Annotated in this window: 8 protein-coding genes; 3 read left to right on the top strand and 5 right to left on the bottom strand. The window is 66.0% G+C overall.

What is annotated here, in order from left to right; translation table 11 throughout:
• Window positions 1-14: 14 nt before the first annotated feature.
• The 3 genes from LT988_RS12220 to LT988_RS12230 all read right to left on the bottom strand — a co-directional run bounded on the left by LT988_RS12220 (window position 15) and on the right by LT988_RS12230 (window position 4,795).
• The gene (locus tag LT988_RS12220) at window positions 15-1,139 is read right to left on the bottom strand and encodes a phosphotransferase enzyme family protein (RefSeq protein WP_232410397.1); all 1,125 of its coding nucleotides are present in this window, start codon (window positions 1,137-1,139) and stop codon (window positions 15-17) included.
• Between the two features lies 1 nt (window position 1,140).
• Entirely contained in the window at window positions 1,141-3,354 is a 2,214-nt protein-coding gene (locus LT988_RS12225) for a RelA/SpoT family protein (RefSeq protein ID WP_232410398.1), read from the bottom strand.
• A gap of 196 nt (window positions 3,355-3,550) precedes the next feature.
• Complete coding sequence (locus tag LT988_RS12230) at window positions 3,551-4,795, bottom strand: DUF1015 domain-containing protein (protein WP_232410399.1); 1,245 nt, start codon at window positions 4,793-4,795, stop codon at window positions 3,551-3,553.
• A gap of 239 nt (window positions 4,796-5,034) precedes the next feature.
• Here LT988_RS12230 and LT988_RS12235 point away from each other — a divergent pair, with 239 nt between their 5' ends.
• Together LT988_RS12235 and LT988_RS12240 are read left to right on the top strand one after the other, a co-directional pair.
• Entirely contained in the window at window positions 5,035-5,358 is a 324-nt protein-coding gene (locus LT988_RS12235) for a sel1 repeat family protein (protein WP_232410400.1), read from the top strand.
• A 152-nt stretch (window positions 5,359-5,510) separates the two neighbouring features.
• A complete protein-coding gene (locus LT988_RS12240) occupies window positions 5,511-6,860 on the top strand; it encodes a hypothetical protein (RefSeq protein WP_232410401.1) in 1,350 nt (449 codons plus the stop codon).
• A gap of 11 nt (window positions 6,861-6,871) precedes the next feature.
• Here LT988_RS12240 and LT988_RS12245 read toward each other — a convergent pair whose 3' ends face one another.
• The gene (locus LT988_RS12245; RefSeq protein WP_232410402.1) at window positions 6,872-7,267 is read right to left on the bottom strand and encodes a hypothetical protein; all 396 of its coding nucleotides are present in this window, start codon (window positions 7,265-7,267) and stop codon (window positions 6,872-6,874) included.
• A gap of 266 nt (window positions 7,268-7,533) precedes the next feature.
• Entirely contained in the window at window positions 7,534-12,465 is a 4,932-nt protein-coding gene (locus LT988_RS12250) for an nSTAND1 domain-containing NTPase (RefSeq protein WP_232410403.1), read from the bottom strand.
• Window positions 12,466-12,683: 218 nt separating this feature from the next.
• Between LT988_RS12250 and LT988_RS12255 the strand changes: the two genes are divergently transcribed.
• Window positions 12,684-14,645, top strand: a complete 1,962-nt coding sequence (locus LT988_RS12255) for an SEC-C domain-containing protein (protein ID WP_232410404.1) — start codon at window positions 12,684-12,686, stop codon at window positions 14,643-14,645.
• Window positions 14,646-14,694 lie beyond the last annotated feature (49 nt).

Raw genomic sequence — 14,694 nt, forward strand, 5'->3', positions numbered from 1 at the left:
ACCTTGCCCCGGCGTCATGTCGGGGAGTGAAAAAAGCGGTTGACCATGATCTCGATGTCTTGGGCTTTGCTTTCGATATCGGCGACCAACGCGAATTGGATCTCGGCCTTGCGCAGATTCTCGCCGGGCTCCACGACCTTGAAATAACGGTCGCCTTCGAGGTGGTCCGTCAGGAATCGCAAGCCTAGCTCGAAGGGCATGAGGCGGATCGCCTCGGGGATCAGGGCGATCTCTTCGGGGTTCAGCCAAGCGCGCGTCTGCTCGGCATAGGCTTGGAGGATCGGCTCCGCGACGGCGAGATCGAACATGACCTGGGTGCGCCCGTGCGCGGACTCGCCGCTGCGATTGCAGCAGGAGCGTAGACAGTCGCCGATATCGTGCGGGATGAGGCCGGGTTGCAGGGTGTCGAGGTCGATCAGCGCAATTGCTCGCCCGCTGTCGCGGTCGAAGAGGATGTTGTCGAGCTTGGGGTCGCCGTGGGTGACGCGCACGGGAATCTCGCCTCGGTCCCGCGCATTGGAGATGCGTCTCGCGAGCGCTTGGCGTTCGATCGCGAACCGGACGCATGTCTCGACCTTCGGGTTGTCTCGGGCGCCTTCGATCCGCGCCAAGACCGAGAAAAAGCGCGCTCGATAGGCCGGCGTGTCGTGAAATCCGGGCAGGGTGACGCCCAGTGCCTCGGGCGGCAGCGATTGCAGCAAGGTATGGAAGCGACCGAGGAGCCTGCCGACCTCGCGAGCCTGATCGGGATGCTCGACACGAGGGAGGCCGACGGTATCCTCGATCATCGTCATGAGACGCCAGACGTTTCCGTCCGGCGCGCGCAGACCCGCATCGCCCGCACGGGTCGGGATCAGCGCCGGGACACGAAACCCGAGATCGGGGTGCCGCCGCGCCTGTCGATCGAGTGCCTGGATGTTGGAGAGGATCCGGAATGGATCGGGAAAGACCGTGCCGTTGATCCGCTGGAGCACGCAGCGCACGCCGCCGGCCGCGACGCGAAAGGTATCGTTGATCAGGCCGCGCCCGAAAGGCTCGACCGTCTCGACTGGCGAAGGTATCTCGAACGCCTCGGCGATGGTCACGAGCGATGCGTACGTCTGCGCCCCTATCGCCCCGTCGATCTCTGCGCGCCGCATTTCAGTAGGACCGCCGCACGTCCAGGACATCCGGGATCTGTTGCAGCTTCGCCAGGATCTTCTCAAGATGCGCCATGTTCTTGACCTCTAGCGTGAAACGCATCGCGGCGGTGTCCGTTGATCGCTCCGAATGGGTGTTGACGCCGAGAACGTCCACCTCGTCGTCGGAGAGCACGGAGGAGACATCGCGCAGCAGACCCTTACGATCCGCGGCGATCACCAACACGTCGACCGAATAGCCGACGTCGGCCGGTTGATCCGCCCAGCGCACATCGATGAGGCGCTCGGCCTCCGCCGGCGGCAGATTGCGTAGGTTGCTGCAATCCTTGCGATGAATGGTGACCCCGCGCCCGCGGGTGACGAAGCCGACGATGGGGTCGTAAGGGACCGGTTTGCAGCAGGGGGCGAGATGGGTCATGAGGTCGTCGACGCCCTCTACCACGACATCGGTGGCGCCATCCAATCGCGGCTTGTGCGGCTGACGCAGCTTGGGCTGGATCTCCTTGCCCTCTTCGGTCTTGCGCTCCCCGACCTGCCGGGCGACCTGCCCGACCGAGAGGTCGCCGCGCCCGATCGCGGCCAGGAGATCCTCCCCGCGCTTGAAGTTGAAGCGGGTCGCGAGGTCTTCCAGGTTGGGCTTCTCCGCGATACCCAGTCGGCTCAGCTCGCGCTCCAGGGTAGCGCGTCCGCCTTGCAGATGCTGATCGTGATCGAGCTGCTTGAACCATTGGCGAACCCGGTTGCGGGCGCGCGCCGTGGTCAGATAGCCGTGATGCGGACTCAGCCAATCGCGGCTGGGCGTGGCGTTCTTTTGGGTCAGGATCTCGACAGTCTCGCCGCTGTGCAGCTCGTAGTTCAGCGGCACGATCCGCCCGTTGATGCGCGCTCCGCGGCAACGGTTGCCGACCTCCGAGTGGATGGCGTAGGCGAAGTCGAGTGCCGTGGAGCCCTTGGGCAGCTCGATCACCTTCGACTGCGGGGTGAGCACATAGATGTGAATCGGCTCGAACTCGGCCTTGAAGCGCTCGAGGAAGCCACCGGTCTCGTCGCTTTCGTTCTTGAGCTCAAGCCAGTTGCGCATCCAGATGACGCGGCGCTGGAACTCGGCGTCATGCCCCTTGGACTCCTTGTAGGCCCAATGTGCAGCGACACCGAATTCGGCATGCTGGTGCATCTCGTGGGTGCGAATCTGCACCTCCAACGGCTTGTCCTCGGGCCCGACGACGGCCGTATGCAGCGATCGATACATGTTGCCCTTGGGCGTGGCGATGTAGTCGTCGAACTCCTTGGGGATATGCTTCCAAAGACCGTGCACTAGCCCGAGCGCGGCGTAGCAGTCCGCGACCGACCCGACCAGGATCCGCACCGCACGCAGATCGAAGATCTCGGCGATCTCGACCTCCTTGCGCTGCATCTTGCGCCAGATGCTGTAGATGTGTTTCGGGCGACCGGTGATCTCGGCTTTGATGCCGGCGTCGCCGAACTTGTCGTACAGGGTCTGGATGACCGCCGCGATGTAGTGCTCGCGCTCCTCGCGGCGCTCTGCCAAGAGCTTGGCGATGCGCTTGTAGTCCTCGGGGTTGAGGTAGCGCAGGCTCAGATCTTCGAGCTCCCACTTGACCTGCCAGATGCCCAGACGGTTGGCGAGCGGTGCGTAGATGCGCTGGGTATCGCGCGCGATCTTGGCGCGGCGCTCCGGTTCCAGATCCTTGATGGCACGCATCAGGTGGACGCGCTCGGCGAGCACGACGAGCACGACCCGCACGTCCTCGGCGATGCCGAGCAGCAGACGGCGCAGGTTCTCCTCGTGCTCGTCCTGATCCTTGGCGGCGATGATGGCGTCGATGTTGGCGATTTGGCCGATGCGCGAGAGATCGCCGACCATCCGCGCAATGCCCGGACCGAAGCGGTCTTCGAGCTGCGCTTCGGTGAGATCGCCCTGATCGAGACAGCCGTTGAGCAGGGCCGCGATGAGGGTCTCGAAGTCCATCCGCAGACGCACCAGGATGTCCGCGGTCGAGAGCACGTGACGCACATGGGTCTCGCCGGTCTCGATACGCCGGTCGCCTCGGCAGCGCGTCAAGGCCGCGCAGGCACCCGCGATCTGCTTGAGCTCCTCGGTCGGATAATGGCTTGCCAACCCGTCGAGCCAGTGACGGATCGCCTCGTCGTCGTCGGAATGCGACTCGGGGAGGTTGTAGGTGGGTTTGACCATAATGTGGAGCGACTCTCGGTAGCTGCGGTACGTCTTGAGTGTTTGACCGCGAAATCCCGGGGTTTCAACCACAACCGCGCGGAGGTCGTGACGCCAACGCGCAGGCTTGGTATTCGAGGAGGATTCGACGCGCCGGCGCTCCGAAGGATCCGAGGCGCGTCTGTACGGGCCTTGTGCCCCGAGGGCCCTTGCGGGATCAATCCGTCAGGAGATGGCTCGCCAGCCCATCGGCCAGCTTCGGCTCGAACCAGGTGGACTTCGGCGGCATCACCTCGCCGGCATCGGCGACCGCCATGAGGTCTTCCATCCGAGTCGGATGGAGCGCGAAGGCAACGGCCATCTCGCCCGAATCGACCCGCGACGACAGCGCCTCCAGCCCACGGATTCCGCCGACGAAATCGATCCGCTCGTCGCGCCGCGGGTCCTGGATGCCGAGGATCGGGCCGATCACGTTGTCCTGCAGCAGGCTGACATCGAGCCGACCAACCGGGTCGTCGTGCGGGATTCGGCCCGGATCGAGCACCAGCCGATACCAGTGGCCGGCAAGGTACATCCCGAATGCGCCCGAACGCTCGGGACCGACCGGCCCAGGGGCGCCCTCGATCTCGAACGCGACGGAGAGACGCTGCATGAGGGACTCGACGCTGTGGCCGTGCAGGTCTTTGACCACCCGGTTGTAGTCCAGGATCCGCATCTGATCATGCGGGAAGATCACGGCGAGCATGAAGTTGTAGGGCTCGGCCCCGGTGTGATCCGGATTCGCGGCACGGCGCATGGCGGCGACGCGCGAGGCCGCGGCACAGCGGTGGTGGCCGTCGGCGATATAGAGAGCGTCAAGACGTTCGAAGGCCGCGGTCAGCGCGCCGATCGTGCTCTCGTCCATGATCGGCCAAAACTCGTGTCGAATCCCGTCGGGCGCGATGACGTCCGTCTTGGCCGGACCCGCGACAAGACCGGCGAGCAGGGCATCGATATCCGGTCGTGCCCGACACGCGAGCAACACCGGCCCGGTCTGAGCGTTCAGTGCATCGATCTGGCGCACCCGGTCGTCCTCCTTCACGGGGCGCGTAAACTCATGGCGCTTGATCCGATCCCGATCGTAGGCCTCGATCGAGGCGGCGGCCACCAGACCGGTCTGGCGGTGCGTGCCCATCGTCAGGCGATAGAGGTAGTAGCCGGGCGCCGCGTCGCGCACCAATACACCGGCGTCCAGCATCCGATCGAGATTCTCGCGCGCCTTGGCATAGACGGGCGGGCTGTGGGGATCGATACCCTCGGGCAGATCGACCTCGGGTCGTGAGATATGCAGAAAGCTCCAAGGACGTCCCTCGACCATCCGACGTGCCTCCGCAGCACTCATTACGTCATAGGGCGGGGCGGCCACGTCCGCGGCATGCGCGAGGGCCGGCCGGAGCGCCGCGAAAGGTTTGATCAGGGGCATGGAGACTCACCGTCGGTGTCGTCGTGACTGGATGGATGGCGTTCGGAACATCCGTGTCCGCAGCCTAATGGTATCAGCTCGGATCGAGCCTCGGCCAAATCCGATGCGTCGAACCTCCGCGCCGCCTGCAGACCGGCGCCGGGCGAAGCCGAGCTCGGCGTGCCCGGGGCCGGACGCGAGGACCGGGAGGTTGCTCTATACTCGTTCGGATCCAGCACCCACGAATCCGAGTCGACAGCATGGCCGACAACAACTATCTCAAGGATCTGATCCTGCTGCGTAACGACCCGTCGAAGGTGGCCCGTATTCGCGATGCCGCCGAGCGCGGGGAAATGGACGCCCAGTATGCAATGGGGCTGATCTATGCCGAGGGCCGCGGGGTCGAGATCGATCTCGCCCGTGCCCATTTTTGGTTGTCTCTGGCCATCGCGCAAGGCGACACGGATGCCGATCAATTACGCAACATTATCGGCAGCCAAATGACCGATGCCGAATTCGAGGCCGCGAAAGACCTCGCGATCGCGCATCGCACGACCCATTCGGCCCCCACATCGCAGCATTGAGACGATCGAATGAGTTGCGGGTCATCAGCGGCGCTTTTTCCCGTCGCCCTTCCATGCTAGGTTCGAGGTCGAGGCAAAAAAGGAGAACGTTGGGTGGACGACACCTCGATAAAGCCTGCTCTGCCGCTCGACGGCAGGGCCCGAGGACAACAATGCACAATCCGCAATACGCAAGGCTTTCGATTCGGACACTAAAGACGGCCGCTTTCGCGGCGGCAATCATCTTATTAGGCCTCTGTGGCCAGACCGGCGCCGACCCGGTCACGCCGGCGGCATCCAGCCAGCCTCAGTTTTCCCTGATCGGTTTTCAGAACAATCCGGAACGGACGTCGCGCGTCTTCACCAGGGAGGTGATCACGGAGACGTTGCGCCGCGGGCTGCCATTCGAATTCAATACGATGATGACGGCCCTGCCCGACTCGGAAAGCCCGGCATACGCCGACATCCTGGTCGACCCGAGAACGAATTTCCTACCCTGCGAGGGTGGTCCTTTCGCGCTCTGCTACTACTCCGGACCCGACGGCACGCTACCCTGCACCACCAATACCTTGCTCAATGACCCGATCTCCGAGTGCAAGTGCATCGAGATTCCCTACGGAGTCTATTACGTCGACATCAACGCCATCCTCGACGTCGAGACGTATCAGCAAACGATCGCCTATTGCGGACAAACGGGTGAGAACTGCCCGAACAAGAATCAGGCCCCTGTCTGCAACACCATCAACTCCAATCATCTGTTTCCCGGCGCGGACCTGATCTCCACCTTCAGCTTCGCCTGTGCGGGGGAGAACAACATCGGGAGCACGAGATGCCCCGAATCGGTCTACGCCGGATGCATGACGGCGCCCTGTTATCGCGACGACGGGGATTCGGGCACCGTGACCTGTCACTGCCCCAACTTTAAGGGACCTTACCAGGTCGGCCAGACTCTGGACGACAAGAGCCAGTGCTTCCTCGGGAGGAAGAATGTCTGGTCCGCCGCCTACAAGCTCCCGCGCCGCGACGTCGGTGCCACCGCGGACAGCGAATCGGACGCCACCGTTCCGACGCCGGACCGGTGCATTCCGGACGACCCGAACCCCGATGTCGCCTGCCCCTTGTTGGAGTCGCCACCTCAGCCGAATGACTACCCGAAGTTGACCGGAAGCGCGCTGTGCACGAAGGCCTGCCAGGAATACACGCAATGCACGCGCGGTGAAGACGTCCAGGTCGGCTTCGTGTGCGACGCGGCGCTCTGCACGGCGGAGTGCAACGATCTTGGCCTCGTGGGCCAAGCCTGCTCCGGGTTGAATCCATCGGTCTGCAATCTCGACGCGATCCTCGCTGTCGAAGCGATCGCCGAATGCAGTTGCTGCGCAAGCCAAATCTGCGGCTGCGAGGCGAACACCATCACCGAGCAGGAGATTTCCGAAATCAATCAAGCACAGATCGACGCGGGGATCACGCCGCAGTGCTTGATCAACGGAACGCTCTGCGGAGATCCGCCGCCGGTGGGGCCCTAGTCGATCGATGCCTACCAACAGGGCGCGGCGACGCTCGACATCAAGCCCAAGGCATCGAAGGGTGACGGCATCGGCATGCCGCCCCAGGGGCCTCCCGACTTGACGCGGATCACATACTCCGCCCATTGGAGCGGTCGCGGGAGATAGCCGACTTGTGCGGCAACGGCATGAAGCTCGCCGACGAAGGCGACATCGCAGGCCTGACTCGGGCCGGGACCGGCCGTGCAGAGGTCGTGGCGCATGCAGGCCGCATCGAAGGCATCGACCGGCGGAGGAAACCCGGCGACCGGATACCCGACCCCGCACCAATTGCCGTAAAGGGGCATGCATTTGAAGGCGGCGGCTTGGGTCGCGCAGGTGGCGAGTACGGCGCCGAGCAGACAGGGCAGGACGGGGTTACGGCTCATGGTGAATCCTCGTTCGCTAAAGCGGACTGGTGCGTGCGCGCCCGAGAGGCTAGAGCAGCGAGGCAGATGTGTCGAGACCATTCGTTGTCGTAATCGCCTATCGATACGACCACGATGACGATGACGATGACGATGACGACAACGCAAGCGAGGCCGGCAGGAGCAGCTCGCCGGCGAGGAAATTGGCGAGTCTTCGATACGGCAACCGCGGCCGATCCCCGGGCGGCAGGCGGCAGGCGGCAGGCGGCAGGCGGCAGGCGGCAAGTCTACTCGACCCGAGGTGACGCATCCGAGATGTCGCGCTCGCGCCGGCCGAGCCGGTTCTCCGCCTTGAAACGCGCGGCCTCGCGGATCAGGGCAAGACGCGCGCGGTCCCGACCCCAGATCGCCTCGAGGCGGCGGTCCGGCAGCGTCTCTTCGGTCCAGAGACGCCAGAGCAGTGTGGCGTTTTCCCAGTATGCGGCGCCGATGGTATGGCCGTCGGGGCTGAAGTCGGCATAGGCAACACCGCCGAGTTCGCCGCCGAGGGTCAGAAAGGATCCCTCCGGAAGCGGGCTCGGATCCCGAGGGCGCATCCAAATACGCACCGCGCCGTCACGCGAGGCGGTCAGGATCCAGCGCCCGTCCGGACTGAACTTGGCGGCGTAGATCCGATCCTTGTGCCCGACGAGCTCAGCGAGCAGGGAGCCGTCGAGGGCCCAGACCTGTGCCTTTGCGTCCAATGACGCGGTGACCAGCGCCTGACTATCCGGCGCGAAGGCGACGCTGTAGAGGATGCCGGCTTGGGGCTCCATCAAGCGGGGTGACGCGCAGCCGTCTTGGTTCAGCGCCACGAGGGCGGCGCTGCCGTCCTCGCTCGACGTGACCAGCCACTTGCCGTCCGGGGAAAAGGCCGCGTCCGTAACCGTGTCCGTATGCCATTGTGCGGCGCACACCGGCGTCCAGCCACCGGAGCCATCCATCCGCATGACCCTGACACCGCCATCGTCGTCTCCGGTCGCGACCAGTGTCGCTCCATCCAACCCCGCGGAGACCGCTGCGGCCTGCACCCCGCTTCCGCCCTCGCCCCAGCCGGGCGCACCGTCCAGTCGAGCGCAGGTCTGCGGATTCCAGAAGCGCACCGGCTCGGCGAGATAGCTCGATGTCGTCAGAAGCCACCGCCCGTCGGGGGCGAACAGGGCCTGGTGGACGTTCGGACAGGTGCGCCCGCCATCCGGGCTGCAGGGTGCACCATCGGCGGCGACCACGAGGCGGCAGCCACCGCCTGTCTCCAGGTCCCAGACCCAGGCGGTACCGTCGTGACCCGCGCTGGCCAGCCGGTCCGCCGAGGGCGAGAAGTCGACCCGCCGTACCCGCCCCTGATGCCCCGTCAGGGTCCAGATTCGCACCGGCGGGGGTGCATCGTCACGACGTTCGTACTGCCAGACTTCGACCCTTCCGTCGAAGGCCGCGGTAGCCAGCATGACCGACGGCGTCTCAGCGGTCGCGGCGCCCGGCGCGGCAGGCGTCTCGGCCATCGCCAGATGCCAGACATGATCGGCGCTCGGGAGATGAAAGGCCAAGGTCTCGGTCGGCTTGACCGACCAGAGTCGCGCCGAGCCGTCCGGATCCGAATAGCTCAAGACCCGCAGGCCATCGGCACTGAAACGCGCATCCGTCACCGCGGCGTCGTGACTGAAGACCGCCACCTCCTTTCCGGAGAGCAGTCCCCACAGGCGCGCGGTCTTATCGAGCGAGGCGCTGAGGACCAACGGCTCGCGATCCTCGTCGTCCATACCCGGCGAGACACGCACATGCTCCACACTCAGTCCGTGATGCCCGAGGACCTCGGCGTTGCGGCTCTCGAGGTCCCAGCGCACGACCTGCCCTGCATCGTCCCCGGCGATCAAATACTGGCCTCCCGGCGAGAACACCGCCTCGCGCACCGCGGACTTGTGGATGCGAATGCGCCGGCCGTCGCGCTCGACCACGCCGAGTTCGGCGAGCTCGCGGCCGTCGAGATCGTAGACGCGGATCCGCTCGTCGGCGGAGGCCACGGCGATCCGCCGCCCCGCCGGGTCGAAACGGGCATCGTTGGCCGGCCGGCCGAGCGAGCCGTCGGTCGGCAGGACCACCCGCTCGCCGCCCGCACGCGTCTCCAGCACCCGCGCGGTGCCGTCGCGCGAGGCGGTGACAAGCAGCTCGCCGTCCGGTGCGAAGGCGATACTGCGTACCTCGCTCGCGTGTACAGGCACGTCCCAAAGCGCTGCCCCGGGACGCTCGAGGTCCAAGAGGCAGACGGCATAACGGTCCTGCGGCGCACCGTGGGACAGGGCCAGAAAGCGGCCGTCTCGGTCCAGCGCGATCGGACTGTCCGGGCGCGCGCCGCAGGTCCAGTCGGGGGGCCGACCGGGCTCGGCCGGGAGCCGCCAGACCCCGCCCTCGCCGATTCCCAGGATGGTCTGCGGCTCGCCGATGCCGACGAAGCGGACCGAATGGATCGGGATCTCCGGGCCCGACAGGCGCGCCTCCGGTTGGTAGCTCTGCCCCCGCAGCGCCCAAAGCTGCACACCTTCGCCTCGCGATTGAGTGACCAGACGCTCGCCGTCGTCGCGGAACGCCGGAGGCAAGGGCTGGTCTTCCGCCGTCCCCTCGGACTGGACCATCGCGATCATGCGGTTCGTCGTGAAGGCGCGACTCAGTGTGTCGGTCGCCGCTTCGGGAAGATAGGGACCGGCGTTGAGGGCGAGTCGCACCGCCTCGGGCGTGTTGCCTTGCCGTACGGCGAGATCGGCTGCCTTGAGCAGGCTGCGTTGAAGGTTCAGGGTCGCCTCGCGCGACGCGTTCCAAGCCCAGAAGGCCGCCCCGGTCGCGAGGACCAAGAGAGCAGCCAGGGTCAGACCGAGAATACGAGCCCACCGGTTGCGCCGTCGCTGCAGCACCAAGTGTTGATGGGAGTGCTCGAGAAACTCGAGCTCCAGGGGTTCGAGCTCCTCGCCGTAGGCATCCGCGAAACGCCGCGCCGCGGCATAGCCGGCCTCTCCGAGCAGATATTCGCGATTGCAGTCGGTCCGCCTCCACAGACGCGCCTGGCGTGAGATCTGGTAGCGCAGGACGAGATCGCGGCGGTTGCCCGGGTCCGCGACCCAGTCGCGGATCGGTGACCACCGCTCGAACAAGGCCGGATGGATGAAGCTTGCGAGCCCACGGTAGTCCTCCCATTGCATGACCTGCAAGGCGTCGGCATCCTCGGCGCGCTCCACGTCGGGGGCCATGATGGCTGGATCCGGTGCGACCTCGAGACCCCCGTCCGACTCCACCGACGCATCGCGCCCGACGGTGGCCCGCCTGCTACGCAACCGCTCGCGCCATTCCTCGCCGGTCTGGATCATGATGCGCCGCAGATCGTCCATAAGGCGCGGCGTCTCCGGCTTGCAGCCGAGCCGCGCCGAGGGATCCGCCACACCCTCGGCGACCAGCAAGCGAGCTTGGATGAGTGACTCGACGAGCTTGGCAACCGCCGGCCGGCGGGTCAGGGTGCGCAGGTCGCCACGGCGCGCGCCGAGCACCGACGCGCCTCCGCCCTCGAGGGCGATCAGGCCACGGCAGAGCACCGGCAGCGCGTCCCTGACCTCGGGATCCAAAGCCTCCCAGAGGGACTCCGCGCGGCGCAGCAAGGAGCCGGAGAGTCCGCCGACCCGGCGATAATCGGCAAGGGTCAGGGGCCGATTCCGGTTGGATTCGGCATCGCCGGAACCGTCGCGCGCGCGGCGGTAAAGTTCATCCAGGGCCGGTTCGAGGACGGCCGGCCAGTGCTCGAGCAGGCTCGCCTCCGACTCCAACGCCTCGACCAGGCCGCGCCCGCCGCCGGCCATCCCCTCGTATTCGATGCCGGCGACCCGCGCGGGGATCTCGATGACCTGTCTGATCCGCGCCGCGGGCGGCGGCTCCAGGCGGAACCAACTCTGCTCGTCAAGGAGCAACGCGAACTCGGGCATCTCACCGAGGTGGCGCAGGTAGTCGCTGCGCAGCGAGGAGATGACCCAGACGCCGTCTCGGGCGGCGAGCAGGGCCAAGGCCTTGACGAAGGACCGGGCTTGAGGAGCGGTCCGCATCGCGTCGGTCAGGAGGCGATCGAGCGGATCGACGATGACCGCGAGCTGTAGACGCCCGTTCGAGGCGTCGCCTCTGATTGTCGGATCGTCGGCCAACTGCGCGAGCGCGGCCAAGAGTTGATCGGCGGCCACTTCGGGCTCGCTCACCAGCAACCGCGTCAAGCGAGGGACATCGAGGCCGAAGGTATCCAGCGCCGGTCCCAACAGACCGGGCCCTGCGAGGGCACTGGCCAGGGCCTCGATCGGGTCGCGATCCTCCAGATCCACGAAACCCCAGCGACACCCGGCAATGCCCTGGAAGAGAAAAGGCCGGATCAAACGCGGCAGCAACCCGGCGCGGATCAGTGAGCTCTTGCCCACACCGCTCGGACCGCTCAACAGGAGCAGGCCGCGCCCGGGGCCTTGCAGCGCCTCGAGGCGCGTCACCAGCTCGCGTGTCTCGGTCTCGCGGCCGGTAAAGACGCGGTCGTCGACCAGCTCGAACGCGGCGCCGGCACGGAAGGGGCTCCCCCGCCAGTCGCCCGTATCGGAGGCCAAGCGTCGCTCCGCGCTGATGCGTCGGTTCAGGAGCTTGCGCAGTTGCGCCTCGAGCAGCTCGCGGAAGCTGCGGTCGTTGGCGAACTGTCTGAAGGCCCGGCTGAAGCTGCCGTCAGGGTTGAAGAAGTGGGTGCGGAAGAACTCTTCGAGTCGATGCCGATCGGCAAGCGCCTCGCGGGTCACCTCGGCATTGTTGACGTCCACCATGCGCGGCGCGGTCTTTTTGTAGACCAAGACCTCGGGGGTACCCGTGCGGGCCGACGCCTGCACGGCATCGACGAACTCCCACTCGGTCCCGGTCATACCCTCGTAAGGGTCATCCGCGAGCGGCGTGCCGAGCCGCGTCCAGAGCATGACGAGCACGATCTCGCATTCCGACGGACGTAGGAGGCCCGCCTGAAAACTCTGCGCGGCGGTCAGCGCCTCCTCCTCCCATAGGATGGCCTGGAGGCTGAAGTAGGGCAGATACTCCTGTGCCAACACCTCGATCACGTCCTTGACCAGGGCACGCTCATGCTCCAGATCGGACGGCGAGGAGACAAAGATTCTGACCTTCTGCTCAGTCATGAGGGTGATCGAGAGCGAACATGCCGCAACTATACCGAGCACTCGCGGATTTTTCGCCGCATTGCACGCCCTGCCGTTTGCGCATTCACCTGTTGCAGGTCATCGACACAGCCGGCCCGGGAGGGTTTACAATCAAATGATGCAGGATCCGCCGCGCGACAGATTCAGCGCCGGCGGGCGCATCCCCAAACGGCCTCCATCCGACGGAGGAGATCGCGATGCTGGACCACGACATGGCCGATACCGAACGCTTCGAGGAGCTGATTCAGCGTTCAGTGCGACAAATCCTGCTTGCACCGGATCCGGACAGCTTCCTGGACTGGGCCCGCGGTCATCTCCCCGAGCTGCTCGGGTTGTCCGGGGCAGAGTTCGACGAGGTGGAGCGGCGACGCCTCGCCAATCTCCTCGGAACCGCGATCTGGAACGCGACCCCGCAGCCGGCCTACGCCTTCCAGACCCGATTGATGACGCCTCACCCCCCCGAGGAACCCTGCTCATGTGGCTCGGGAAGCCCTTACGGCGAGTGCTGCGGCGCCCTCAACGAAGTGCCGGAACTCTCGAGCGATCTGGTCTGGGAGATCCTGCTCGACGAGCTGTCCGAGCAGGGTCTGCGCGAGGCGTTGGACCTGCACGCAGTACCCGAGCCACTGCTTGCCCGCATCGCCGATCGGTGGCTGACGGAGGATCGGCCGAAGCGCGCGGCGGCTCTCTTGGAACCCCTCTTTGCTGGCTCGCTGGAAGACCTCGACGGGGAGTTCGAGCCGTCGATCGACATCCTGTGCGATGCCTACGATCGACTCGGTCATCGGCGCAAGAAAGAGGCGTTCCTCGAGCGGATCTGCGACGAGGCTAGCCGATCCTTGCGGGCTGCGGCCTGGCAGCGGCGTTGTACCATGGCGATCGACAACGGCGATTTCGCCGAAGCCGGCGCAGCCTTCACAGCCGCATTGCGAAGCGACCCGGACAATCCGGGTACGGCGATCCTCGAAATCACGCTGCTCGCGGCTCAGCACAAGGATTGGATCGCTCGCGAACGCGCCCGCTTCTGGCTCTTTCGGTTCCGTCAGATCGGGTTCACGCATCCCGGTATCTTGGACTTCCTCGCACGTGCCGTCGAGGACCCGCAGGAAGCGCTCGTGGACAGCCATTCGGATGCCCTCGACCCGGTTCTGCTCGACCTCCTCGATTGGATCTCCCTGATTGAAGCCCGTCCGATGCCCGCCTATTGCTTGGAGCCGCTGAACACCTACGCTCCCGGTTGGCTGCCTGGTCAACTCGCGCTGTTCGACGACCTCGATGCCCCCATGCCGGACGGGGCCGACGATGACGCGGTCCTCGGCCTCTCGCGGTATGCGCCCAGCCCCGCGCGACTGAGCGCTCCGCCGGCAGTGCGCCGGCTCGAAACGCAGTGGAGGTCGGTCTTTCCGACGGCCAAACCCGATTCGACCCGACTCGTACCCGCGGAGGACGTCGACCTCTGGGCGACGCCCGACTGGCTCGACCACCTGTTGGCCAACCCCGCGCTCGCGGACAGCCTGGATGTCCTGGACGATCTCGCGACCGCGCTGTACCTGCACCCCGAGAGCACGCTGCCGTGGATCTCCCACCTGCTGTTGCGTCCCCTCCTCGAGCGCGCTCGCGGCATTCTGGAGCAAGTTCTCCCCGAGGATGCCCCGCAACACATTCCCTGGTCCGCCCCGCCGAATCGCCCTGCGTTGCGACTGCTCTTCCGACAGTATCTGTGCCAGATCGACGAAGACGAGCCTAACGGTGCGGCGCGCACGCTAGAAACCCTGCTGCGCCTCAACCCGCGGGACAACCACGGCGTGCGCGCGGAGCTGATGAATTATTATCTGCGCGACGGCCAAGACGAGCTGGCGTTGGCGCTGGCCCGTCGCTTTCCCAACGATGGGCTGGCGGATCTCGCCTACGGCGAGGTTCTGGCCCTCTACCGTCTCGGGCGGCAGGACAGGGCGCGCCTGGTGCTGACCACTGCCGTCAACCGCTTGCCGAGAATCCCACAGTATTTGACCCGAAAACGCATCAAGCGCCCGCGCTTTGCCCCGCCGGACACCCTCCCCGGCGGCGACGACCAGGCCTGGATGTACCGCGAGGCGATGCGCGACGTCTGGGCGGCGGAACCGGGCATCCTCGCCTGGCTGAGACGCCTGACCGCCTAGCCGAGCAACACGCGCACACTGCGTTGTGCCCCCGGCGCGCTTTGTTCGG

It is taken from the genome of Thiocapsa bogorovii (assembly GCF_021228795.1).
Classification (GTDB): domain Bacteria; phylum Pseudomonadota; class Gammaproteobacteria; order Chromatiales; family Chromatiaceae; genus Thiocapsa; species Thiocapsa bogorovii.